Source organism: Bradyrhizobium sp. I71 (genome assembly GCF_022354745.1).
In the GTDB taxonomy this organism is placed as follows: domain Bacteria; phylum Pseudomonadota; class Alphaproteobacteria; order Rhizobiales; family Xanthobacteraceae; genus Bradyrhizobium; species Bradyrhizobium liaoningense.
Genome location: NZ_CP059398.1, coordinates 3,831,303 through 3,854,333, shown reverse-complemented (window position 1 = coordinate 3,854,333; position 23,031 = coordinate 3,831,303). Strand labels below are relative to the sequence as shown.

Annotated in this window: 17 protein-coding genes; 7 read left to right on the top strand and 10 right to left on the bottom strand. The window is 62.7% G+C overall.

Features of this window, described 5'->3' with window-relative positions; genetic code table 11:
• Positions 1-7: 7 nt before the first annotated feature.
• From FJV43_RS18740 to FJV43_RS18705, 8 genes are all read right to left on the bottom strand, one after another.
• Positions 8-3,202, bottom strand: coding sequence for a CusA/CzcA family heavy metal efflux RND transporter (locus tag FJV43_RS18740; RefSeq protein WP_239629212.1), 3,195 nt, complete (start codon positions 3,200-3,202; stop codon positions 8-10).
• Positions 3,195-4,184, bottom strand: coding sequence for a divalent metal ion exporter adaptor subunit IhpB (gene ihpB, locus FJV43_RS18735; protein WP_239629210.1), 990 nt, complete (start codon positions 4,182-4,184; stop codon positions 3,195-3,197). Before ihpB ends, FJV43_RS18740 begins: the two co-directional genes overlap by 8 nt.
• Entirely contained in the window at positions 4,181-5,452 is a 1,272-nt protein-coding gene (ihpA, locus tag FJV43_RS18730) for a divalent metal ion exporter subunit IhpA (protein WP_239629209.1), read from the bottom strand. Before ihpA ends, ihpB begins: the two co-directional genes overlap by 4 nt.
• Positions 5,453-5,506: 54 nt before the next feature.
• Positions 5,507-5,845, bottom strand: coding sequence for a hypothetical protein (locus FJV43_RS18725; protein WP_239629207.1), 339 nt, complete (start codon positions 5,843-5,845; stop codon positions 5,507-5,509).
• Between the two features lie 302 nt (positions 5,846-6,147).
• Positions 6,148-6,795 carry a class I SAM-dependent methyltransferase gene (locus FJV43_RS18720; protein WP_239629205.1) on the bottom strand — a complete coding sequence of 216 codons (648 nt, stop codon included), beginning with the start codon at positions 6,793-6,795 and terminating at the stop codon, positions 6,148-6,150.
• Positions 6,792-7,322: a MarR family transcriptional regulator gene (locus tag FJV43_RS18715; RefSeq protein ID WP_239629204.1), complete on the bottom strand. Its 531-nt coding sequence runs from the start codon at positions 7,320-7,322 to the stop codon at positions 6,792-6,794. Before FJV43_RS18715 ends, FJV43_RS18720 begins: the two co-directional genes overlap by 4 nt.
• Before the next feature lie 264 nt (positions 7,323-7,586).
• Positions 7,587-7,880: a hypothetical protein gene (locus FJV43_RS18710; RefSeq protein WP_239629202.1), complete on the bottom strand. Its 294-nt coding sequence runs from the start codon at positions 7,878-7,880 to the stop codon at positions 7,587-7,589.
• Positions 7,881-8,187: 307 nt separating this feature from the next.
• Entirely contained in the window at positions 8,188-8,439 is a 252-nt protein-coding gene (locus FJV43_RS18705) for a hypothetical protein (protein WP_239629201.1), read from the bottom strand.
• Between the two features lie 335 nt (positions 8,440-8,774).
• Between FJV43_RS18705 and FJV43_RS18700 the strand changes: the two genes are divergently transcribed.
• From FJV43_RS18700 to FJV43_RS18685, 4 genes are read left to right on the top strand one after another with little or no spacing between them, the layout of a single operon-like run.
• Positions 8,775-9,059 carry a metal-sensing transcriptional repressor gene (locus tag FJV43_RS18700; RefSeq protein ID WP_239629199.1) on the top strand — a complete coding sequence of 95 codons (285 nt, stop codon included), beginning with the start codon at positions 8,775-8,777 and terminating at the stop codon, positions 9,057-9,059.
• A 38-nt stretch (positions 9,060-9,097) separates the two neighbouring features.
• Complete coding sequence (locus tag FJV43_RS18695; protein WP_239629197.1) at positions 9,098-10,228, top strand: efflux RND transporter periplasmic adaptor subunit; 1,131 nt, start codon at positions 9,098-9,100, stop codon at positions 10,226-10,228.
• Positions 10,229-10,231: 3 nt separating this feature from the next.
• Positions 10,232-13,480 (top strand): CusA/CzcA family heavy metal efflux RND transporter, encoded by a 3,249-nt coding sequence (locus FJV43_RS18690; RefSeq protein ID WP_239629196.1) that lies wholly within the window; start codon positions 10,232-10,234, stop codon positions 13,478-13,480.
• 6 nt (positions 13,481-13,486) lie between these two features.
• Entirely contained in the window at positions 13,487-14,809 is a 1,323-nt protein-coding gene (locus FJV43_RS18685) for an MFS transporter (protein ID WP_239629194.1), read from the top strand.
• Positions 14,810-14,934: 125 nt separating this feature from the next.
• Here the strand turns inward: FJV43_RS18685 and FJV43_RS18680 are convergent, their stop codons facing one another.
• Positions 14,935-16,011 (bottom strand): FTR1 family protein, encoded by a 1,077-nt coding sequence (locus FJV43_RS18680; RefSeq protein ID WP_239629193.1) that lies wholly within the window; start codon positions 16,009-16,011, stop codon positions 14,935-14,937.
• Positions 16,012-16,313: 302 nt separating this feature from the next.
• On the bottom strand, positions 16,314-16,583 hold the full coding sequence (locus FJV43_RS18675; RefSeq protein WP_239629191.1) for a tyrosine-protein phosphatase: 270 nt from the start codon (positions 16,581-16,583) through the stop codon (positions 16,314-16,316).
• A gap of 712 nt (positions 16,584-17,295) precedes the next feature.
• Between FJV43_RS18675 and FJV43_RS18670 the strand changes: the two genes are divergently transcribed.
• From FJV43_RS18670 to FJV43_RS18660, 3 genes are all read left to right on the top strand, one after another.
• Positions 17,296-18,069, top strand: a complete 774-nt coding sequence (locus FJV43_RS18670; RefSeq protein ID WP_239629189.1) for a hypothetical protein — start codon at positions 17,296-17,298, stop codon at positions 18,067-18,069.
• A gap of 1,433 nt (positions 18,070-19,502) precedes the next feature.
• Positions 19,503-20,948: a glycogen synthase GlgA gene (gene glgA, locus FJV43_RS18665; protein ID WP_239629188.1), complete on the top strand. Its 1,446-nt coding sequence runs from the start codon at positions 19,503-19,505 to the stop codon at positions 20,946-20,948.
• A gap of 35 nt (positions 20,949-20,983) precedes the next feature.
• Complete coding sequence (locus FJV43_RS18660; RefSeq protein ID WP_239629186.1) at positions 20,984-23,026, top strand: copper resistance system multicopper oxidase; 2,043 nt, start codon at positions 20,984-20,986, stop codon at positions 23,024-23,026.
• Positions 23,027-23,031 lie beyond the last annotated feature (5 nt).

The following is a 23,031-nucleotide window of genomic DNA, read 5'->3' as shown; positions in this document are numbered from 1 at the left end:
CTATGTTTCATACCGCCTCCTCGGGCGCCGGCGCCGGCTCGGAGTCCTTCCTGAACAGCACGTAGAGGGCCGGTAACACCAGCAGCGTCAAGATCGTCGAGGAGATGATGCCACCGATGACGACGGTCGCCAGCGGCCTCTGCACTTCGGCACCGGCACCCGTCGCGATGGCCATCGGAACGAAGCCGAGCGAAGCCACTAACGCCGTCATCAGTACCGGCCGCAGCCGGGTCACCGCGCCTTCATGGACGGCCTCCAGCACCGGTTTCCCTTCGTGTCTGAGCCGCTCGATGAAGGCGATGATGACGAGACCGTTGAGGACGGCGACGCCGGAAAGCGCGATGAAACCGACGCCGGCGCTGATCGACAGCGGAATGCCCCGCAACAGCAGCGCCAGGACGCCGCCGGTGAGCGCCAGCGGGACTCCGCTGAACACCAGAAGCGCGTCGGCGACAGACCCGAAACTCATGAACAGCAGCAGCAGCACCAGCAGCAGCGCCACCGGAACGACGATGGTGAGCCGCTTGGTTGCCGAGACCAGTTGCTCGAACTGACCGCCCCAGCCGATCCAGTAGCCGGCCGGGAGCTTGACCTTCTGAGTCACGGCATCCTGCGCCTCGGACACGAACGAGCCGAGATCGCGCTCGCGGACGTTCGCCGTCACCACGATCCGGCGCTTGCCGTTCTCGCGGCTGATCTGGTTCGGGCCGGGCGCGGAATCGACGGTCGCGACCGACGACAGCGGCACGTAGCGGGGCTGCGCCGCGGGCGTCCCCGACCAGGCGGTCTTGGTGACCGCCGGCGCGCCGGGCTCCTCCGCAGGCAGCGGAATCGGGATGGCACGGATCGCCTCGATATTGCCGCGCAGGCGCTCCGGAAGGCGCACGACGATGTCGAACCGCCGGTCGCCTTCGAACAGCTTGCCGACGCTCTTTCCGCCGACGGCGATCTCCACGATGTTCTGGACGTCGCCGACGCTGAGCCCGTACCGCGACAGGGCGCGGCGGTCGAGCTTGACGGTGAGGATCGGCAGACCTGCGACCTGTTCGGTCTTCACGTCGGTCGCCCCGCGGATGCCCTGGATCACCCCTTGGACCTGCTTGGCAGCCCCCTGAAGCACGTCGAGATCGTCGCCGAAGATCTTGACGCCGACGTCGCTGCGCACGCCCGAGATCAATTCGTTGACGCGCAACTGGATCGGCTGGGAGACTTCGTAGTTGCTGCCCGGAATGTCGTTGGCCGCGTTCTCGATCTCCTCGACCAGTTCCGCTTTCGGTTTCTCGGGGTCAGGCCACTCGCTGCGCGGCTTGAGCATGATGTAGCCGTCGGAAATCGACGGGGGCATCGGATCGGTGGCGACTTCGGCGGTGCCCGTACGCGCGAAGAACTCCTTCACCTCGGGCAGTTGCTGAATTCGCTTCTCGAGCGCCATCTGCAGCTCGAGCGACTGTGTCAGGCTCGTTCCAGGGATCCGGATCGCGGCCAGAGCGACGTCGCCCTCATCGAGGCTCGGGATGAACTCGCCACCCATGCGGGTCGCCGCGAACACGCTGGCGCCTACGATCACGACCGCCGCGAACGCCACGATGCCGCGGAATGCGATCGCCCGGTCCAGAAGCGGCAGGTAGACGCGCTTGGCGGCGCGCATGAAGAGGTTCTCCTTCTCCGATACCTTGCCGGTGACGACGATGGCGACGGCGGCGGGCACGAAGGTGATCGAAAACATGGCGGCGGCGGCAAGCGCCATCAGGACGGTCAGCGCCATCGGCGTGAACATCTTGCCTTCGACGCCCGTGAGCGTCAGGACCGGCAGGTACACGACCGCGATGATGAGCGTTCCGAACAGGCTGGGCTTGATGACTTCGGCAGAGCCGCGACGGATCGTGTCCAACCGCTCCCTTAGGTTCAGCAGCCGGCCCTTCTCATGCTGCGCTTCGGCGAGCAGCCGGAGACAGTTCTCGACGATGATGACCGCGCCGTCCACGATGATGCCGAAGTCGATTGCACCCAGGCTCATCAGGTTGGCGCTGACCTTGGTCTCGACCATGCCGGTGACCGTCATCGCCATCGACAGCGGAATGACGCAGGCGGTCACCAGCGCTGCACGGAAATTCCCGAGGATCAGGAAGAGAACGGCGATGACGAGAATCGCGCCCTCGACGAGGTTCTTCTCGACCGTCTTGACCGTCGCCTCGACGAGGTGGGTCCGGTCGTAGACGGTGCGGGCGACGACGCCTTCGGGGAGTGACTTGGCGATATCGTTCAGCTTGGCTGAAACCCGCTGTGCGACGGCGCGGCTGTTTTCGCCGATCAACAGCATGGCGGTGCCGAGCACCGTCTCCTTGCCGTTCAGCGTCGCAGCGCCCGTGCGCAGGTCTTTCCCTTCGGTGACCTGCGCCACGTCCTTGATCCTGACCGGCACACCGCCGCGCGAGCCGATGACGATGTCCTCTATTTCGGCGATGTTGGCGACCTGCCCGGGGGTCCGGACCAGGTACTGTTCGCCGTTCTTCTCGATGTAGCCCGCGCCGACGTTGGCGTTGTTGGCTGCAAGCGCGGTCATCACGTCGCGGAAGCCGAGCTTGTAAGCCATCAGTTTACCGGGGTCCGGCAGCACATGGAACTGACGCTCGAACCCACCGATCGTGTTGACCTCGATCACGCCGGGCACGTTCCGGAGTTGCGGCTTGATGATCCAGTCCTGGATCGTCCGAAGATCACTCGGCGTGAACTCCTTGCCGCCCGGCGCCTTCCAGCCCTGCTTCGCTTCGACAGTGTAGAGGAAGATTTCGCCAAGGCCCGTCGCAACAGGACCCATGGCGACCTCGACGCCGGCGGGAAGCTGATCCTTGACCTGTTGGATCCGCTCGTTGACGAGCTGGCGCGCGAAGTAGATGTCTGTGCCGTCATGGAAGACGACGGTCACCTGGCTGAGGCCATAGCGCGACAGGGAGCGGGTGTATTCCAGCTTGGGTAGTCCTCCCATTGCCGTCTCGACCGGGAAGGTGATGCGCTGCTCCGTCTCCAGCGGAGAAAAGCCCGGCGCCTGCGTGTTGATCTGCACCTGGACGTTGGTGATGTCCGGCACGGCGTCGATCGGCAGCCGCGTGAAATTCCAGCCGCCGAACGCCAGAAGCCCGAGCACGAACAGGATCACCAACCAGCGCTGGCGGATGGAGAATTCGATGATGCGCTCAATCATGCTCGGCCTCCCCCTTGCCCATCTCGGCCTTCACGACGAACGAGTTTTCGGCGACGTACCTCTCTCCCGGCGATATGCCGGCACGGATCTCCACGAATTTCTGATCGGAATCCCCGAGCTCGACCGGGCGCGCCTCGAGCTTGTCGTCGCCTTCGCGCACGAACACGACCGTCTTGTTCTCGAACGTCTGGATCGCGCCGGCGTGCACCGCGACCGGCACCTTCCGCTCGGCCAGGATCAACCGGGCGGTCACGAACAGACCTGGGCGAAGACGTCCGTGGGGATTCTGCAGGACCACGCGGGCGATCGCCGTCTGGGTCTCGCTGGCGCCGACGGGCGCGACGTAGGAGATCGACCCTTTGATGTCGCCGGCCCCATCGTCCGGATCGATCAGAACCTCGTCCCCGATCCGCACCCGCCTGAGATCCTGACGGTAGATCGAAAGGTCCACCCAGATCGTCGACAGGTCAGCCACGACGAAGGCGGGCTTCTGCTCGGAGACGTACTCGCCGAGCGAGATCTGGCGATCGATCACGGTTCCCCCGATGGGCGCCTTCAGGTCGTACACCGTGAGGCTCTGATTGCTCTCGATGGACGCCAGCAGATCGTCCTTGCCGATGGTGTCGCCGATCCGCTTCTTGATCGCACGTGCGATCCCCGGGAAGCGCGGGGTGACCTGGACCACCGTCTCCTGGTTGGCTCGCAGCACGCCGTTGAACGAGAGGGTTTCGGTCAGGGTCGCCGGTCCCGCCTCGGCGAAGGCAGCGCCGGCAGCCGCCAATTTGACGTCGCTGATCACGATGCGGTCGGCGCCGTGTTCGTCCTTCTCGGCGTGCTCGTTGCCGGCTTTCTCGTCCTTGCCATCCTGCTTCGCGACCTGCTGCGTCGCGGCGGGCGCGTCTTTGGGCGTCAGCCAGCGGTACCCGTGGGCGCCGGCGGCGGCAGCGACCAGTGCAAGGACGATTGCGCTCGAAGTTCTCATCGTGCGCTCCCCCGCGCCAGAGCGAAGGGATTGCCAACCAGGCCTTCGATTGTGGCAACGGCGACGTGATAATTCTGCAGCGCTTCCTGCTCGCGCAGACGAGCCTGGGTGACGTTGGCCTGCGCGTCGAGCACTTCGAGCAGGGTGAAGCGCCCTGCGCCGTAGCCTTGCTCGATCTCGTTGGCGGCCGCCTGGGCTTTCGGTATGCCGGACTCGCGTAGGATCGCGAGTTCCCGCAGCGAGCCCTGGACCGTGTCGTACGCCCGCCCCGCGACGACGATCAGCGTATTGCGGTTCGCCTCGCGCTCGGCCCGCGTCTTGGCGAGGCTTTCCTGCGCCGAGAGGATGTTGCCCTGGTTCTGATCGAATACCGGGATCGGGACCGACAAGGTCAACCGAACGGCGTCGTCGTTGGTTTCGTTGAAATGGCGCCAGCCGGCTGCCAGGCGGACGTCGGGGTAAGGCTTCAGCCGCGCCAGAAGAAGTTCGGCGTTGCGCTGGGCGTAGATCGCATTCCATCTCGCCAATTGCGGGTTCGCGTCGATGGCCGCGATCACCGCCTGAAACGACGGCGCCCGAGTGGTGGCATCCAGCCGTCCAGAGACGCTGGCGAACTTCGGCGACGTCTCCCCTATGAGCACCCCCAGCTCGCGACGGGCACTGGACAGGCTGGCCTTGGTGCGCTCGCGATCGGCCTTCACCAGGGCGGCGGCGACCTCGGCGCGGCCGGTCTCGGCGGGCGACGATGCGCCGGCGTCCACCCGGCGCTGAAGCAACGGGGTCAGGCGCTCGAGAGCGGCGACCTGCTCGTCCAATATTTGGATCCGCCGCTGCAGGCCGAGCACGTTCAGGAAGGCGATAGCGGTCTCCGACAGGATCTGCAGGCGCACCGCCTTGCGCTCGATCGTCGCCCCCTCGACGCCCGCCTGGCCGGCGGCGATCCGGGCCTCGCGCTTGCCGAACAACTCGAAGAGCTGGCTGATCTGCAGCGTCGTCTCGGCCGACTTGGTGCCACGGTAGATGCCCGATCCGAACGAGTTGTCCTGTTCGTAGGATAGTTCCGGATTGAGCAGCGCGCCCGCCTGGATGCGCTGGCCGGTCGCGATACCGACGTCGCGCTCTGCGGTAGTCAGGCGGGGGCTGGTCGCGAGCGCGCGCTGCAGCGCCGCCCCAAGATTGAGGGTCTGCGAATGCGACGCCGCCGTCAGCCAAGGACTGACCAGCAACGCCGTCGCGCACGCGAAACGCGTGACGCACCTTGAAAACATGATGAAAACCTGACGAAAGACGGAATCAGAGCGCGATGCGCCCAGCGGTCATTTTCAGGTCAGGAACTTCGGCGGCGGTGGATCGAGACCTCGGACAGTGTCTGTTAAAGGGGCCGTCGACCGGATGAGGACCGCCAGCTTGGGTTCCATCACGGTCATGACCTGCTGCGGGGGCGCTGCGACGGAAACCGCGAAACAGCCATGGCAGTGATGGTCGATGATGACGCCGGTCTCAGGGCCGCTGTCGGACTTGGTGTCGACCATCCAAACCACCGGGGAACCGGTCGGATTGGTCACGTCAAGGTCGAGACAGCGATGCAGCGCACCCGACATCAGATACGTCACGATCAGAAATACGGACACAATCCCGCGCAAAGCAGGGATATGCCTCATTCCAGATCTTGTCCGATCGATCATCAATGACCACGGTCTACGTTTGCGAGTTGATAGGTAGCATGGGCACGCTGCTCAGGTCGACCCGCAACAATGTAACAATCCCAAACATTTGTTGCGGGTTACTCGTAACTTCCGATCGCCCTAGTCTCGGACGGGCACGCGAGCCTGTCCCAAGTCGAGACTCCGCGGCGCAGTTCCCAATTCGGACGGAAAGCAAGGCGCGCCCGCGCCTGGTCCGGATCGCGTGGCTCGAGAAGGCATCGGCGGCATGCCGCACTCGGTCGTCATCGGGGGTACCCTTAGGGCTTCCTGAAAAAAATCACGGCAATCCGTCCGATCCGTACGGAATGCGACGACTGTGTTTTGCCCCCGGCAAACCCAGCTTTTTTCAGGAGCTGGCCCCATGTGCCGTCGACGTGAGACTGAACCGCATTCCTGCTTGAAATCTGTGCTGCGATGTTGAGCACGATGCGTTCTTCGCGGATCGTCGGTCGGTCATAGTCCGCAACGTAGAATACTCCTCCACGGCGCAGGATTCGGAAAGCCTCCTTCGCCAAGGCGATTTTTTCGTCGGGAGTTCGTAGGTGAAAGGACAGTATGCACATCGCGCGGTCGAAGCAGCCGGTGTGAACCGGGAGGGCGGCAATGGAAGGTGCGTCGATGAACGTAACATTCGGAATTTGCTGTTTTTCGATAACGCGTCTTGACTTGCGCACGATCGATGGATCGGGATCCGCTACCACGATGCTGAGCTCGGTGAACCGTTCCGCAAGCGCGATCGCGGTCGCTGCACTTCCCGGTCCGAACGCCAAGAGGCGCTCTCCGAGCTTCGGAGACATCAAGTCGAACAACGGCTCTTGCCATGTCGTGTCGCGCATCATTGCAGCGGCGAAGCGGTAGTAGAGCGGCTTAAGCAACGCCACGACCAATTTCGATAGAAACTTCATGCAGTGTCGCGACCGCGTGGCCAATGGCGGAGCGCGTCCGAAGCCGTCAGAAGCTCCGCGCGCTTGAGGACGCTTTTCAGCTCCTCGAGTTCTGTTAGAAGCCGGCGCGCCTTGCCGCTCGCGTTATTGGCAACATACGCATTCACAGCGTTCATGGAGCCAGACAGTTCTTCTATCTGCCATTGAGCCTTGCTCGAGATCGCGAGGAGGACGACCCGGCGATCGATCGCGCTCGGCTTGCGGCAGATCAGTCCCTTGGACTCAAGCAACTGCGACTGGGCGGTGACGAATGAGGCGTCTACGGAGAGCTTCTCCGACACCACGTTAACCCGGACACCCTCGTCGCCCGCAAGATGCGATATCGCCATGAGAATGTTCCATTGAGACAAAGTGACGCCCACCCGGGTCGCCCAGAACTTCTGCACTTCGCTTAGACAACCGTGAATTTGCTTCACTTCCCAAGACAATCGCTGCAAGAGGTTGTCCGACGCCGAGGTCTGCGGGTCTTCAACTTGCTTGGTTTCCATAGCGCGATCCCTTAATTCCATTCGATGTGCCGCCGAGGGCCCGACAAAACGGAAGGGCCTCATAAGAGCAGTTTCTGAAAAATCCATTGTCGATCAAGATCGCCTGCGCGCTCGCCGTCACAGCAACTCGGTTCGCGAAGGCTTTGCGAGCGACGGCGTCGACATGCTAAAATAGAGGGATGACAGCATCGCGCGCCGTGAAAGCGCGCGAGGGAATTCGACGAAACACGGAGACGGGCGCGCGATGCGTCCGCGTCGTTCGCTTCAGGTCAGAGACTTCGGCGGGGGCGGATCAAGACCGCGAACATTGCCGTACAAAGGAGCCGCCGATTTCGGCAACTCCGCGACCTTCAAACCCGGGGCGAGTTCAGCCTGTTGCGCGGGCGCAGGGACCGACACCGAAAAGCAACCGTGACAGTGGTGATCGGCCACCAAGCCCCGTTCGGACGATTGGGAGCTTTTCCCATCCATCAAGAAGATCGTCGTGGAGGATCCGTAGCGATCGGCGACGTCGACATCAACGAATCCGTGCAGAATGCCGGGCAGGAGGTACGCCATGGTCAGGAGAGCGGACACGACCCCGCGAAACGCAGAAACGCGCTGGGTTCCCGTTATGACCTGACAACCGGACAATGATCACGCTCTTGGTAAAGACGACGTGGCTACCTAACATGAGGGTCACCTTCCGTCGAGCCGCATTATGTCGGAAGCGGCAGAGAGCCTGCGGGCCTAAAGATCTTCGCCGGGGCCAGCTTTCTGAGTTCGTTCTTGTCGTCTTCGCGCAAGAAATTTGGGAGGACCCCAAAGATGCGAAGACGGTAGATTGGGCGTCATTCGCCCATCATCCGCGATTTCGATCAACAGATTAGCCCTCCTCGATCGTCACTCGACATCCACCACGCTCGGGCGTGCCTGAGCACATTGGTGATGTTTCCTGAATGAGCCGATAGACGGTCTGCAACAGTAGGTTGTCGAGAACGTCGAAAGGACCTTCAAGCCGTGATCGAATGCGTAACCTGGGAGCCTGCTGGTCGGTGTCGCGCGACAGCGCCTCGATAGTTCCGGATAGGCCGAGCTCAGCAAGGTAGAGCGGGCTCAATCCCTGCACAATGCGCATGTTCGCCTGCTGAAGCGCCTCCGCCGCCTCGACCACGCCCCCTGGACGGGCGCGCCGGCGCCGCAGCCGTCGCTTGCGGCCTCTTCCGGTATTTCAGCGGCGTTGGTTCGGATGGCGAATAGGAGCGGACCCATCTCGTCGCGCAGTTCGAGTGCAATTCAACGGCACTCGTCGCTTTGCAGCGAGACGAGCCTTCGCAAAAGGTCCGGTTATAGCGGCTGAGATCCTTTAGGGTCGCGGTGGGCGTCGATTCGCGTGCCGCGCCTCCCCCCCGAGCGGTTGCCGGAACCGCTGGCGAGGAGTATCCCCTCCCAGGGGATAGGAGGGTTCGGACCATGAGTAGCAAGGATCACGTCCACGAAAGTCACCCGGAGATCGTCAAAAGGCTGAAGCGGGCCGACGGGCATCTCCAAAAGGTGATCGCGATGCTCGCCGAAGGCCGACCGTGTCTCGACCTGGCGCAGCAGCTCCACGCCGTCGAGAAGGCGATCGCCGAGGCGAAGAAAACCCTGATCCACGATCACGTCGACAACTGCTTGGACGCCGCCGCCAACGGCATATCGGGCAAGTCGACCAAGAGCGTCCTCGCCGAATTCAAGGCGATCTCGCGCTACCTGTAGGAAGGAAAAAGATGATCCCGGGTATACGGACGGCCTGCATGGTCCTCCTCGCGACGATTGCCGCGGCCGGCACCATCGTGCCGACGAGGGCGCAGGTGGATTCCGCGAAGCCGGCGGTCATCGTCATGGACGACGACCGCATCCGGCTGTCAGGAATCGAACTCCGACAGGCGGGACCAGCCTCGATCGCTAAACGGCTGACGGTGCCGGGGACGATCGTCCCAGACGCCGGCCGGGTGGCGCACGTCTCGATCAAGGTGTCCGGAACCGTCGCTGATCTGCGGAAGAACATCGGCGACGACGTTCAGAAGGACGAAGTCCTCGGCGTTCTGGAGAGCCGCGAGGTCGCCGACGCCAAGAGCGAGTATCTCTCCGCCAAACTCTCGAACGAACTGCAGCAAGACCTCACGGCGCGCGACAAGTCGCTGTGGGAAGGCCGCGCCGTTCCCGAGCAGCAGTACATCAAGTCGCGCAACGCGGCGGCGCAGACCGAGATGCGCTTCGGCATCGCTCGTCAGAAGCTGATGGCGCTCGGCATCAGCGATGCGGAGGTCTCCGGGCTGCCGCAGGCGCCTGATGGGACGCTGCGCAGCCAAAACGTCCGCGCCCCTATCTCCGGGCGTATCGTCGAGCGAAAGGTCGAGCTCGGCACCGCGGTCGGACGGGACAGCCTGGAGACCGAGCTCTTCGTCATCGTCGACCTCAGCCGCGTTTGGGTCGACCTGGCGGTCTCGGCGACCGACCTGCCCCTGGTCAGGGAGGGCCAGGATGTGGCCGTGGCCGTGCGTGGGATCACGGAGGCCGGCTCGGGCAAGATCACGTTCGTCAGCCCCCTGCTGGACAAGGATACCCGCACGGCCCGCGTCGTGGTCTCGCTCGACAATGCCGGCGGCCGATGGCGTCCCGGCTCCTTCGTCACGGCCAAGATCGCAGTCGAAAGCCATGATGCGGCGGTCACCATCCCCTTTGCCGCCCTCCAGACCCTTGACGGTCGCAAAACCGTTTTCGTCCGGACCAAGGAAGGTTTCGAAACCCGCAACGTCGTGCTCGGCGGACGAGACGGACCGGTCGTCGAGGTGGTCTCTGGTTTGGCCGCCGGCGAGACCGTCGCCGCCTCGAACACGTTCCCGCTCAAGGCGGAGGTATCCAAGCCCGGCGACGAGGACTGAGCGATGATCGAACGCATCGTAGAATTCTCAGTCCGCCGGAGATGGCTGGTCGTGTTGATCGCCTTGGCCGCGGCTGCGTCCGGCTTCTGGTCACTGACAAAGCTCCCGATCGACGCCGTGCCCGACGTTACGAACGTCCAGGTACAGGTCAACGCCGTGGCCCCGGCCATGACGCCGGTCGAGATCGAGAAGCAGGTCACCGTCACGCTGGAGACGGCGCTCGCCGGCATGCCCGGTCTGGAATCGACGCGCTCTTTCTCGCGCAACGGCTTCGCGCAGATCACCGCCGTCTTCGCCGACCGGACCAACATCTATTTCGCGCGGCAACTCGTCGCCGAGCGTATCAGCGAAGCCAAGACCGATATGCCCCCAGGTGTCGACATCCGGATGGGACCGGTCTCGACGGGCCTCGGCGAGATCTACTGGTGGGCCGTGGAATACGAAAAGCCTGGCGCGTCCGTACCTGTCCGCGATGGAAAGCCCGGCTGGCAGACCGATGGCAGTTACCTCACTCCGGAGGGCGAGCGGCTGACCGATGACTTCCAGCGCACCGTCTACCTTCGGACCGTGCAGGACTGGATCGTCCGGCCGCAGATGAAGACAGTACCCGGCGTCGCCGGCGCCGATGCCATCGGCGGCTTCGTCAAACAGTACCAGGTGCAGCCTGATCCGGCGAAGCTCGTCGGCTACGGGTTGTCCTTGAAGCAGATCGTCGAAGCGATCGAGGCCAACAACGCCAGCCGCGGCGCGAACTACATCGAGCAGAACGGCGAAGGGTACGTCGTGCGCGCCGCGGGCCGCGTCGAGAACCTGGAAGACATCGAAAACATCGTCGTCGCGACGCGTGGCGGCGTGCCGGTCCGCGTCAGGGACGTCGCCGAGGTCGCAATCGGAAAGGAGCTCCGGACCGGCAGCGCGAGCGTCGACGGGCGCGAGGTCGTGCTCGGCACCGCGCTGATGCTGATCGGTGGCAACAGCCGGACCGTGGCAGCCGCGGCGGACGCCAAGATCAAGGCGATCGGCAGGACGTTACCACCGGGGATCTACGCCCACACGGTCCTCAATCGCACGCAACTGGTCGACGCCACCATCCAGACGGTCGCCAAGAACCTCGCCGAAGGCGCCCTCCTGGTGATCGCCGTGCTCTTCGTCCTGCTCGGAAACTTCCGCGCCGCGCTGGTCACCGCCCTCGTCATCCCGGTCACGATGCTCGTCACCGCGAGCGGGATGCTGCAGGGGCGGATCAGCGCGAACCTCATGAGCCTCGGTGCGCTCGACTTTGGCCTCATCGTCGACGGCGCCGTCATCATCGCGGAGAACAGCCTCCGGCACCTTGCCGAGCGCCAGCGTGAGCTTGGCCGCGGGCTGGCGCTGCAGGAACGTCTGGACACCGTGACGGCGTCCACCGTCGAGATGATCCGTCCTTCCGTGTTCGGCCAGATCATCATCATCCTGGTCTACACGCCCCTGCTCGCATTCTCCGGCGTCGAGGGAAAGACCTTCGAACCCATGGCGCTCACCGTGATGATCGCGCTGGCCGTAGCCTTCGTCGTGTCGCTGACGTTCGTCCCCGCGGCCGTCGCCATCGCGATACGCGGGCGCGTCATGGAGCGCGAGAACGTTATCGTCCGAACGCTGAAGCGCTGGTACGCCCCGCTCCTCGCCGGATCGATCGCAAGGCCGCTCCCCGTAGTCGTTGCTGCAGGCCTTCTCTTCGTCGGCGCGGCGCTCCTGTTCACGCGTCTCGGCCAGGAATTCACCCCGACGCTCGACGAGAAGAACATCGTCATGGAGGTGAAGCGCGTGCCGTCTACGGCGCTCGCGCAGTCTCAGAGGATGCAGCTTCTTATCGAGCGCCAGATCAGCACCCTGGAGGAGGTCTCGTTCGTCTTCTCGCGCACCGGCACGCCCGATCTTGCCGCAGACCCGATGCCGCCGTCGGCGTCCGACACCTACATCATCGTCAAGCCGCAGGAGGAATGGGCCGATCCTTCGATGACGAAGGAAGATCTGATCAAGAAGATCGAGGAGGTGACCGCGAAGCTTCCTGGCAACAAGGTCGGCTTCTCCCAGCCGATCGAGATGCGCTTCAACGAACTCATCGCCGGCGTCCGAGAGGATCTGGCCGTCAAGGTCTTCGGCGACGACTTCGAGCGGATGCAAAAGACCGCCGGCCAGATCGCCGAGGTCATCCGCAAGATCGCCGGCGCTGAGAACGTGAAGACCGAGCAGACGAGCGGTCTTCCGTTCCTCGACATCAATATCGACAAGGGCGAGATCGCGCGGCGGGGCCTGAGCTTGGCCTCGGTGCAGGACCTGATCGCGACCGCGATCGGCGGCACCGACGCCGGTCTCGTCTTCGAGGGCGACCGCCGCTTCAAGATCGTCGTGCGGCTTCCGGACGATCTGCGCGACAGCATTCCGGCGCTCGAGGAGCTCCCACTCTCGCTCCCGAACGCGAATCCGAACGCGCCCGCAGCGTCGATCCCGCTCCGGACGGTAGCTTCGTTCGAACAGACCGTCGGCTACAACCAGATCAGTCGCGAGAACGGCAAGCGCCGCGTAGTGGCAACGGCCGAGATCCGGGGTCGGGACATCGGCTCGGTGGCAACGGAGGCGCAGGCGAAGGTCGCCGAACAGGTGAAGCTGCCGCCGGGCAGCTATCTTGCCTGGGGCGGCCAGTTCGAGAACTTCGCGGTCGCGCGCCAGCGCCTCGTCTTCGTCGTGCCCGGCGTTTTCGCGCTGATCTTCATGCTGTTGTTCGGAGCGCTCGGCTCGGCACGGGACGCCGCACTCGTCTTCAGCGCGGTTCCACTGGCGCTGACCGGCGGGATAGCCGCGCTCTGGCTTCGCGGCATGCCGTTCTCGATCTCGGCGGCCGTCGGCTTCATCGCGTTGTCCGGCGTGGCCGTGCTGAATGGTCTGGTCATGCTGACACAGATCCGGCGGCTCATCCTCGAGGGGGTAGATCCAAGAACCGCGATCCGCGAGGGGGCGCTGACCCGCTTTCGACCCGTCGCGATGACCGCACTCGTCGCCTCGCTCGGATTCTTACCGATGGCGCTGGCGACCGACACGGGAGCCGAGGTCCAGAAGCCGCTGGCGACCGTCGTGATCGGCGGGCTCCTGACCGCGACCCTGCTCACGCTGGTCGTTCTACCCGCACTGTACGCCCGATTCGTCGTCCCCGCCGCGGCGGACAAGCGCAGCGGCTCGGTCGCGCCCCTTATCCACGACCGCGCAGCGGAGTAACGGCCCATGCTGTCAGTCCTTGCTAACCGCACCTACCGCCATCTGTTCGCCGCCCAGGTCATCGCGTTGATCGGGACGGGGCTGATGACCGTAGCGCTGGGATTGCTGGCGTTCCGTATCGCCGGCGAGAACGCCGGGGCGGTGCTGGGAACGGCGCTCGCCATCAAGATGGTCGCCTACGTGCTCGTCGCGCCGGTCGTAGGCGGTCTCGCCGGCCGCCTCCCGCGTCGGACCTTCCTGGTGGCGATGGACCTGACCCGTGCCGGGGTCGCGATCGCGCTGCCCTTCATCGACCAGGTCTGGGAGGTCTACGTCCTCATTTTCGTGCTGCAGTCCGCGTCTGCCGCCTTCACTCCGACATTCCAGGCGACCATCCCGGACGTGCTTCCGGAGGAGCGCGACTACACGCGGGCGCTTTCTCTGTCCCGCCTGGCGTATGACCTGGAAAGTCTTCTAAGCCCGACGCTTGCGGCCGCCTTGCTGACCCTGGTCACCTTCAACTGGCTTTTCTTCGGAACCGTGATCGGCTTCTTCTGCTCGGCCGCGCTGGTGGTCTCGGTAACGATTCCGCAAGCGGCGGCAACCCGTCCCCGCCGCGGCTTCTACGAAGATACGACGGGCGGCATGCGGATCTACCTGGCGGCGCCCCGCTTGCGGGGCTTGCTGGCGCTCAACCTGTCCGTGGCCGCAGCGGGATCGATGGTGTTCGTCAATACGGTCGTCCTGGTGAAGGGGGCGCTGGGCGGAACGGACGGCAACGTCGCGGTCGCACTCGCCTGCTTCGGCGGCGGCTCCATGGCGGCGGCCCTCTTGCTGCCTCGCCTGCTCGACCGGCTGCCCGACCGAAGGATCATGCTCTCGTCGGCGGAAATGCTGGCTGCAGTGCTGGCCGCCTTCGGCGCGATCATGGTGATCTATGGAAACGAGGTCGTCAGGTACGCGCTTCTGCCGACATGGGTGCTATTGGGGATCGGCTACTCCGGTGTGATGACACCCGCCGGGCGCCTACTGCGCCGGTCGGCCGGCGCTGCGGACCGGCCCGCCGTATTCGCTGCTCAGTTCGCGTTGTCCCACCTATGTTGGCTGCTGACGTACCCACTTGCTGGATGGCTTGGCTTGTCCGCCGGGATCGCGCCGACCGCTTTGGTACTCGCAACCCTGACGTTGAGCGGCGTCGTGCTGGCGTTCTATTTTTGGCCGGTCGCCGAGCCAGACCCCATTCCTCACGACCATCCCGAAGTACCGCCCGATCACCCTCATTTGCGCGGACAGCCTTCGATGCATGCGCACGCCTATGTGCTCGACGACCTGCATCCTCGGTGGCCTTAGGACCCGCGCAGCTGCCTCTGAATCAGCGATCGCAGCCGGGCTGCACGGACTACGCGGAACGGATGCGCAGCCGGTACTTTCCCGCGTTATTCGCGGCGCCGGCAACGGCGCAAAGCGCCTAGACTTTACGTCGATTGAGGGCGAATCCGAGGGCCAGTGCCACTATCATGACGATCTGAGCGGCGACGGTCTCTGTGGTCGGAAAGAAACCGACGAGCGAGAGGCGCGGCACCGCGTGCAACGGCGAGATGCCCACGATGCCCGCTTCCTGTAGCGCGGAGATTCCCTTTCCCCGTGAGGACCGCCATGAGCCAAGAGCTGTAGATGAAGAACTTGCCGATGGGCAGTCGGCTGCTGTAGCGCAGCATCGCCCAGGCCATGATCGTCAGCGCGATACAGGCACTGAGCGCGCCGGCGAAAATCGCGCCGCCGTTTCCCTGATGCCAGAGCGCCGCGGAGAACAGGATGGTCTCGAACACTTCCCGATACACGACGACGAACGCTAGGACGAACAAAAGCCGGGCCGATCCTCCGGACAGCGCTTTCGACATCCTCTCGCGGATATACCGCTGCCACTGATCCGCCTGCGCCTTGCCGTGCATCCAGATGGCGACCGACAGCAGCACCACCGCGGCAAAGATCGACCCGAACCCTTCGGTCAATTCGCGGCTGGCGCCGCTGATGCCGATCACCCAGGTCGCGACAACCCAGGTCAGGAAGCCCGCGAGCAGAGCGCCGATCCAGCCTGCGTGGACGTAGGGCATGACCTCCATTCGTTCGGCCTTGCGAAGAAAGGCGACCATCGCGACTACGATGAGGAGCGCTTCGAGACCCTCGCGCAGCAGGATCGTCGCTGCCCCAAGGAATGTCGAAAGTGCGCCCGTCGCATCCGGAGACAGCGCAGCTTGGGCGTCGTCGAGGAGGCCGTCCAGAACCTGAACCTGCTCCGAGAGCGCGTCGGCGGTCTCGGCCTTCACGGCCGCGCGATATTCGCCCATCAGCCCTTCAATCCGCTCCATCAGCGTGCGGTCGCTCGCGGTCAGCGCCGGCTCGATCGGCTCAAAACCGTCCAAATAGGCGGACAAAATCGTGTGACACGAAACCCGCATCAATACCCAGTCCGAAAGTAAGGCAATCGCGCCGGCGAGTGCTCCCGACGCGATTACCAGTCCGGTGATGCCGCCCGCGTTTTGATGTCCCATCTTTCGGACTTCGAGTACAGCAGCGCCGAAGATGATCGGGGTAGCGATGAGGGAATGAGAATGGGCCGCGGCTCATGCTAGGGCTCGACCCTCAGAGAATGCGATGACAAATGCAGAAACGGCGACACGAACAACCCCGGTTGACGAACGCAACAAGACCGCAAAGAGCGATAGCAAGCTGACCACGGCCCATCAGTTTGAACGGGCCGGTCCTGCCGCTTTCGTAAGCTGGCGCGACTGCCGGGATGAGCGATGCGCCTCAACATACTCCCAAAAGCTCTTGTCCATCGCATTTGTCTTGCTCAGGAGATAGGGAAAATTCCCGTAACCAGCGAAAGCTGTTGAGCAGCTTCATCGGCCGATTTGCCTTCCACTTCGGCGACGCAAAGAGCCGCCACCAGACCCGATCGGTCAGCGCCGCCTTGGCAGTGAATGAGGAGTGGCTTGGCGGCGTCGCGAACGATTTTGAGAATTGCACGGATCTGCTGTGATGTGACAAGACGGCGCGCTCCAATGCCGTAATCAAAGCGCGTTACGCTCATGCTTCGCGAGATAGCGATTTTCGTCGTCATACCAGGATGTACCAGAATTATCCCCTCGTAGGTTTAAGATCGACCTTATCGCGTACTCGTTGATTACCCGCTCAAACTGGTTCTTGTTAAGTTGCGCGGAGCGGTAAAGTTGTCCGCTCTTCTACGACATGAACGTTGCCCAACAGCTGGATGATACCGCAATAGGACGCGATAGACGTCACGATGAGCAGCGTGGTGAGGGCTGCGATGTTCGCGGTACGACGGCAAGCCCGCCAGAGATTTGAGGTGATAATGGCGTCCGATTCAGTCATGAAAGTTTTTGGGGGCAACTTGGAATCACTCGACTTGTCATCCGGGAGAGCCCGACTCGGGTGAAAACAGGCGCGATCGCGGGCTAGGTTGTGACGTAAAAGGCGATGATCGTCGGCGACGAGCCGAGCCGATAGGCACCCCCCGGGGCCGCATTGGCCCGGATGTAAATCCGGCGGACTCGACCAAACCAAGGCAAGCCGCGCGCTTCCCTTGTTCATTGGTGTTCAGCCTGCTACCGGTGATTCGCCATGGCCGAGCATACGGGCCCCAAGCTCTCCGGGATTTTGCCGAAACTATACGAATCCGTAATCTGATTCGAACTGCCGCGGTCGGGACATACGCTGGAGCTGGCGTGTATATGTTGAGAGCCGAGCATCGTAGGCTGAGCAGGCTGGTCGGGCGCGGCAGAGGCCGATCTCACAATCACGCGTAATGTTCCATGCCCGTCGCCGCCACCTTACATACCTGGACCCATTCGGCTCCTTCTTTCTTGGCGGCATTCCTCGCCTCGCTTGTCGAATTCGTCGAAGCGCTGACCATCGTGCTGGCGGTCGGAATTGTGCGCGGATGGCGCCCTGCACTTGTGGGCACGGCAGCCGGCACCGTGATTCTCGCCGCGATGATTGTCCTGCTCGGGCCATTGCTGGGACAGATACGAATCGAGATTCTTCAGTTGGTAGTCGGATTCTTGTTGCTGCTGTTCGGGATGCGGTGGCTGCGGAAGGCAATCCTCAGAGCGGCAGGCATTATCCCGCTGCACGACGAAATCGCCGCTTTCTCCTCGGAAGTCATCCAACTCCGCTCCGCCGGGCCGATGGCCGCGATCATGCTCGACCCGATTGCGGTCGGGACGACTTTCAAGGCCGTCGTGCTCGAAGGCACCGAAGTGGTCTTCATCGTCCTTGCAGTCGGTGCTGCCGGCAATACGCTGATACCGGGGAGCGTTGGAGCCGCCGCTGCGGGCGTTCTGGTCATCGCTCTCGGTATCGTCTTGCATCGGCCGCTATCTCGTGTCCCGGAGAACGCGATCAAATTTGCCGTTGGCATTTTGATCTCCGGGTTCGGAATATTCTGGGTCGGCGAAGGACTCGGCTTTGAATGGCCGGGTCGCGATTCTGCGCTGATCCCGATGTTCGCCTTGCTCCTCACGACATCGCTGGTCGGGGCGCAACTCGCTCGGCGGGCGACCGTGCCATCCGGAGCCAACAAATGAGTACTCTTTCTGGCGTGCTGCGCCAGCTTTGGCGGTTGTTCGTCGATGATGGCAGCCTCGCTGGTACGCTTGTGATCTGGTGTGTGGGCGCCGGATCCGTTCTTCCGCGTTGGATAACATTCGGCGGCTGGAACGCCCCAATCCTGTTCGTCGGATGCATTGCGATACTGCTCACAAATATTATGTTGGCAGCGCGACACCATCGCTACGGAGACGAACGAATTCCAATGCTGAGTGAGCAATCGCCTTCGAGGTAAATAGATCGATGCAACTGAACTTACCGGTTCATGAGCAATCCATTTTTCAGGAGAAGGACCTTTCGCCTCGCATTTCGGATTAGCCTCACGATCAAGGGCATCTTCGCACTACTGGAGATATTCGCTGGCATCACCGCGCATTTCGTCAGCCAGCAGTTCCTATTGAGCGCCATCCTTGCAAAACCCGCGAAGAGCTGACCGAAGATCCTGGCGACGTCGTCGTGCGCTATCTGCTCCAGACGGCACACAGCTTCTCGCTGGACACCCAAAAATTCGCGTCGATGTATCTGCTCAGCCACGGAATAATCAAAGCCTTACTCATTGCCGGACTGCTACGCCAAAAGCTGTGGTATTACCCAGCGGCAATTATCGTATTTGTGTCCTTCATTCTCTATCAGCTCCACAGATTTACCCATGCCCTTCCGTCTGGCTCTTGCTGATCACGCTATTGGATGTAGTCGTGATTTGGTTGACATGGCACGAGTATCTCTATTTGCAAAAGCATCATGCAGCGATCGGCCGATAGCCCCGGACAATTCATGCAGTCGCCGGCCTTGCCGTTGCCAGGTGCCTCAGTGATTCAGGGCAATCAATCGCCGCGCATCGCCCTATCTGCTGTCTCACCGCCAAAGGTATCCTTTGAGTCCTATTTCGCCGGCGCGGGGATTGTCGAGGCAGGCACGGGAAATATCGCCCATTGGAGTGTCGGTTTCCGGCATTGGGGGCGGCCGGCGAACCGCTCTTCAAGATCAACGATCTAGGGGCTGGTCGGTAGTGCGGCTCGCGAAGCGGAAGCGCGGAATCGCCGTCGATTCGCGGAACGATCCGACAGGAACCTGACCTGAGGACCACGGAAGCTATCGCTAATCGTCGAAATGCTGGGGAGCGGCCTTCAGTGGAACATCCGATGCGCGACGCTCAAGTGGCCGTTTACGATGTCGACATCAAATAGTCCATTTCATCACGCGCCGCGAGAGGCCGATCAGCGTTCTGATCAGACTTAGCGTCATCGGAGCTAAACGGGTTTTGATGCAGATCAACGACGCATTGCCAGAATCTGTTCACGGTCGATCGCCGCCCTTAAAGTATGGCGCCAATCGATACATTCTGAACGCTGGGCTCGTAATATCTCCACGAGTAGGACGTCTATCTGTTTGGAGCGTCTGTGGGGATTTCATGCGCATCACGGTCACTAGTTCGCCAAAGCGAATCTTATTCGTCAGTTCCGAGTTTGGCGGCTACGCAAAAGTTGGCGGGCTTGGGGACGTGTCCGCCGCTCTACCACGCGCTCTCAAGCGATTCCACGACGTCCGGGTGCTCGTTCCCGGCTACAGCGAGCTGCTCAGAGCGGCCCCGCGGCTGCGGATCGTCGGACGGATGGACGCGTTCGCCGGTCTTCCTCACTGCGATCTCGGCCGGTTTGAGACCGTCGATGGCCTGACGGTCTATGCACTAGTCTGCGCCAACCTCTACGAACGCGATGGAACTCCTTACTGCGAACCGAGCGGTGGAGATTGGGACGACAACGACATCCGGTTCGGTCGACTTGCGTCAGCGGCTACCGAGATCGCGTGTGGCAGCGCCGACCCCGGATGGCGCCCCGATCTGATCCACGTGAACGACTGGACCTCGGCGCTCGCGCCGGCCTACGTCGCTTGGCGCGGGTGCTCCATTCCAAGCATCTTGACGATCCATAATGCCGCCTATGCCGGCATCTTCGATCGGGAACGGCTGGGACCACTTGGCGTGCCGGAGAGCGCCTTTACGGTCGACGGCATGGAATTCTATGGCCGGGCGTCCTTTCTGAAGGCTGGGATTTCCTATTGCTCGCACGTGACGACCGTGAGCTCCACTTATGCGGACGAGATCACGAGACCAGAGTTCGGTTGCGGTCTCGACGGCGTTCTGAGGCTCAAAGCCGAGGAGGGTCGGCTTACCGGCATCGTCAATGGGATCGACCGGAGCTGGGACCCCCGCCGCGATCCGCACCTGGATAGACCTTTCGAAATCGGCGATTGGGGTAGCCGACAGGCGAACGCTAAGGCCCTGCGCAAGGCATTCGGTCTGGCCGTTTCTGAAGGACCGTTGTTCGCCGTCATCTCCCGGCTCGTTCATCAGAAGGGCGTCGATCTCACGATCCAGGCCACGGAGAGCATCGTCCGACAGGGCGGACAGATCGTCGTCGCAGGTCGCGGAGATCCGGGTCTGGAATCCGAACTCGCGAACCTTGCCGTGAAGTACCGCGGCAAGGTGGGCGTCAAGATCGGTTATGAAGACGGGCTGGCCCGCCGCATGTATGCCGGAAGCGATTTCCTACTGATGCCGTCGCGATTCGAGCCTTGCGGCCTCACGCAGATGTACGCGCAGCGCTTCGGCTCGCTTCCGATCGCCCATCAAACCGGAGGTTTGGCCGACACCATCCAGGACGGCGTGACCGGCTTTCTCTTTCAGGACGCGTCGTTGGCGCCGATGCTCAACGCGATCTATCGGTCCTTCGACGTGTTCAGCTCAGCCAGGCGACTCGGCGCCATGCGGCGGGCAGCCATGAAGCGACATTTCGGCTGGCAACGATCAGCGAAGAAATACACCGAAGTCTACGAGCATGCCGCGCGCAGTCACTGAAGGCCGTGGCTCGGGACGATAGCGAGGGGGATCGCATGAGACGGGAATTCCGGGATACGTTATTGCCGATCACGGTCGCCTTCTGGCTGGCGTGTTCGATTGCAGCTCCGGCCTACGCAGGTGCGTACGATCTCGTGCTCGAGCGGCATGCGGTCAACATCACGGGGCGCAACACCGAGGCACTTCTGATCAACGGACAGCTGCCTGGCCCCGTTCTCCGGTTCAGGGAAGGCGAGAGCGTGGTGATCAACGTGACCAACCGCCTCGACGAAAACGCCTCCATCCATTGGCACGGTTTGATCGTCCCGCCCGAGATGGACGGGGTGCCCGGCATCTCCCCAGGCTATGGCGACGGCATACCGCCGGGCCAGACCTTCACCTATCGTTTCAAGTTAAAGCAATCCGGCACCTACTGGTATCACAGTCATTCTTCCGGAGAGCAGGAGCAGTTGGGCATCTACGGTCCTATGATCGTCGAACCTCGCGACCACGAGCCGTTTAGGTACGACCGCGACTACATCATCATGCTGTCGGACTGGAGCGACGGCGCGAAAAGCGTCATCAAGAACCTGAAGGCCGACAGCAGCTGGTACAATTTCAACAGGCGCACGCTGGTGAGTCTCTTCCAGGAGCTGAACAAGGCGCCTTCCGAGGAGGCTCGCCGGGCCATCATCAACGACCGTATCGCGTGGTCGCTGATGCGGATGGACCCTACCGACATCTCGGACGTGTCGGCCTATACCTTTCTGGTCAACGGCCGGACACCGGAACAGAACTTCACTGCTCTTTTCAGACCGGGTGAGCGCGTTCGTTTGCGATTCATCAATGGCTCGGCGATGACGTATTTCGACGTACGTATTCCCGGACTGAAAATGAAAGTCGTCCAGGCGGACGGCAACAACGTTCAGCCGGTCGTCGTGGACGAATTCCGTATCGCCAACGCCGAAACCTACGACGTGATCGTGCAGCCCACCGAAGACCGGGCCTACACGATCGTCGGAGAGTCGCTGGACCGCACGGGCTTCGCTCGCGCCACTCTCGCGAGCAGGCCGGGAATGGTTGGCGACCTGCCACCGCATCGCCTGCGGCCGCTCGTTTCGATGGCCGAAATGGGCATGAATCTCGGGCCGAAAGGCGGCGACCGCGGAACCCCCCATCCGGAGCAGGACATGCCGGGCCATGTCGCGCCCGAGGATCCGGTCGCAATGGCGATCGGGATGGGCGACATGAGCGGAATGTCGGACAGGGGCCGCTCCAAGATGCCCGGTATGCAAAATGGCGGCGGCGCGAAGCAACCGATGACCGGGATGTCGATGTCGCCGAAACCGTCGAAGCAAGCTCCGAAGCCGGCTCCGCGTAGCAAGAGCCCGGGCATGCCGAACCACGGAAACATGCCCGGAATGAGCGAGGCTCTTCCCAAGAAGTCGGATGCATTCGCCCAGATGCAACAGGTGCCGGGCCATGCCACCATGCCTGGAATGCGAGGCGAGGGCCGATCCGCACCGGTTGTACAGCCGGAAGGCGGAGTCCAAGAAGGACCCCAGGCGTACGCACTCCACGGTGGCGAAGACATGGAGAGCGTTCCGCTGGCGAGCGGACATGGAGCGCCGGACCCGCTCCTGAACGATACGGGAGCGCCACCAGGCACCAAAGTCCTTTCGTATCGCGATCTCAGGGCGCTCAGCCCCTATCCGTACAAGCCATACGACCGCATCATCGAGATGCGTCTGACGGGCAACATGCAAAGGTACTTCTGGTCGATCAACGGTCGGAAATTCAGCGAGGCCGAACCGATCGTACTGCGATACGGCGAACGCGTCCGATTCCGTATCATCAACGAGACGATGATGAATCACCCGATGCACATACACGGGACATGGTTGCTGCCGGACGTCGGGAACGGTGCTCGCAATCCCAAGAAGCATACCGTCAACGTCAAGCCCGGGAGCACGGTAGATGTGGATGTGCCCGCCGATGCCGAGGGCCCTTGGGCATTCCATTGCCATCAGCTCTATCACATGGAAACCGGAATGATGCGGAAGATCGAAGTCGTCAGACAGACGGCTTCGGTTCGATAGGAGGC

Bases quoted from the DNA above. Each gene is read 5' to 3' on its own strand.
- FJV43_RS18695 (WP_239629197.1), top strand. From the start codon at position 9,098: ATGGTCCTCCTCGCGACGATTGCCGCGGCCGGCACCATCGTGCCGACG.
- FJV43_RS18660 (WP_239629186.1), top strand. From the start codon at position 20,984: ATGAGACGGGAATTCCGGGATACGTTATTGCCGATCACGGTCGCCTTC.
- FJV43_RS18670 (WP_239629189.1), top strand. From the start codon at position 17,296: ATGCCCGTCGCCGCCACCTTACATACCTGGACCCATTCGGCTCCTTCT.
- FJV43_RS18710 (WP_239629202.1), bottom strand. From the start codon at position 7,880: ATGGCGTACCTCCTGCCCGGCATTCTGCACGGATTCGTTGATGTCGAC.
- FJV43_RS18740 (WP_239629212.1), bottom strand. From the start codon at position 3,202: ATGATTGAGCGCATCATCGAATTCTCCATCCGCCAGCGCTGGTTGGTG.
- ihpA (WP_239629209.1), bottom strand. From the start codon at position 5,452: ATGTTTTCAAGGTGCGTCACGCGTTTCGCGTGCGCGACGGCGTTGCTG.
- ihpB (WP_239629210.1), bottom strand. From the start codon at position 4,184: ATGAGAACTTCGAGCGCAATCGTCCTTGCACTGGTCGCTGCCGCCGCC.
- FJV43_RS18705 (WP_239629201.1), bottom strand. From the start codon at position 8,439: ATGCGCATTGTGCAGGGATTGAGCCCGCTCTACCTTGCTGAGCTCGGC.
- FJV43_RS18720 (WP_239629205.1), bottom strand. From the start codon at position 6,795: ATGAAGTTTCTATCGAAATTGGTCGTGGCGTTGCTTAAGCCGCTCTAC.
- FJV43_RS18700 (WP_239629199.1), top strand. From the start codon at position 8,775: ATGAGTAGCAAGGATCACGTCCACGAAAGTCACCCGGAGATCGTCAAA.
- FJV43_RS18675 (WP_239629191.1), bottom strand. From the start codon at position 16,583: ATGACGACGAAAATCGCTATCTCGCGAAGCATGAGCGTAACGCGCTTT.
- FJV43_RS18725 (WP_239629207.1), bottom strand. From the start codon at position 5,845: ATGAGGCATATCCCTGCTTTGCGCGGGATTGTGTCCGTATTTCTGATC.
- FJV43_RS18690 (WP_239629196.1), top strand. From the start codon at position 10,232: ATGATCGAACGCATCGTAGAATTCTCAGTCCGCCGGAGATGGCTGGTC.
- glgA (WP_239629188.1), top strand. From the start codon at position 19,503: ATGCGCATCACGGTCACTAGTTCGCCAAAGCGAATCTTATTCGTCAGT.
- FJV43_RS18715 (WP_239629204.1), bottom strand. From the start codon at position 7,322: ATGGAAACCAAGCAAGTTGAAGACCCGCAGACCTCGGCGTCGGACAAC.
- FJV43_RS18680 (WP_239629193.1), bottom strand. From the start codon at position 16,011: ATGGGACATCAAAACGCGGGCGGCATCACCGGACTGGTAATCGCGTCG.
- FJV43_RS18685 (WP_239629194.1), top strand. From the start codon at position 13,487: ATGCTGTCAGTCCTTGCTAACCGCACCTACCGCCATCTGTTCGCCGCC.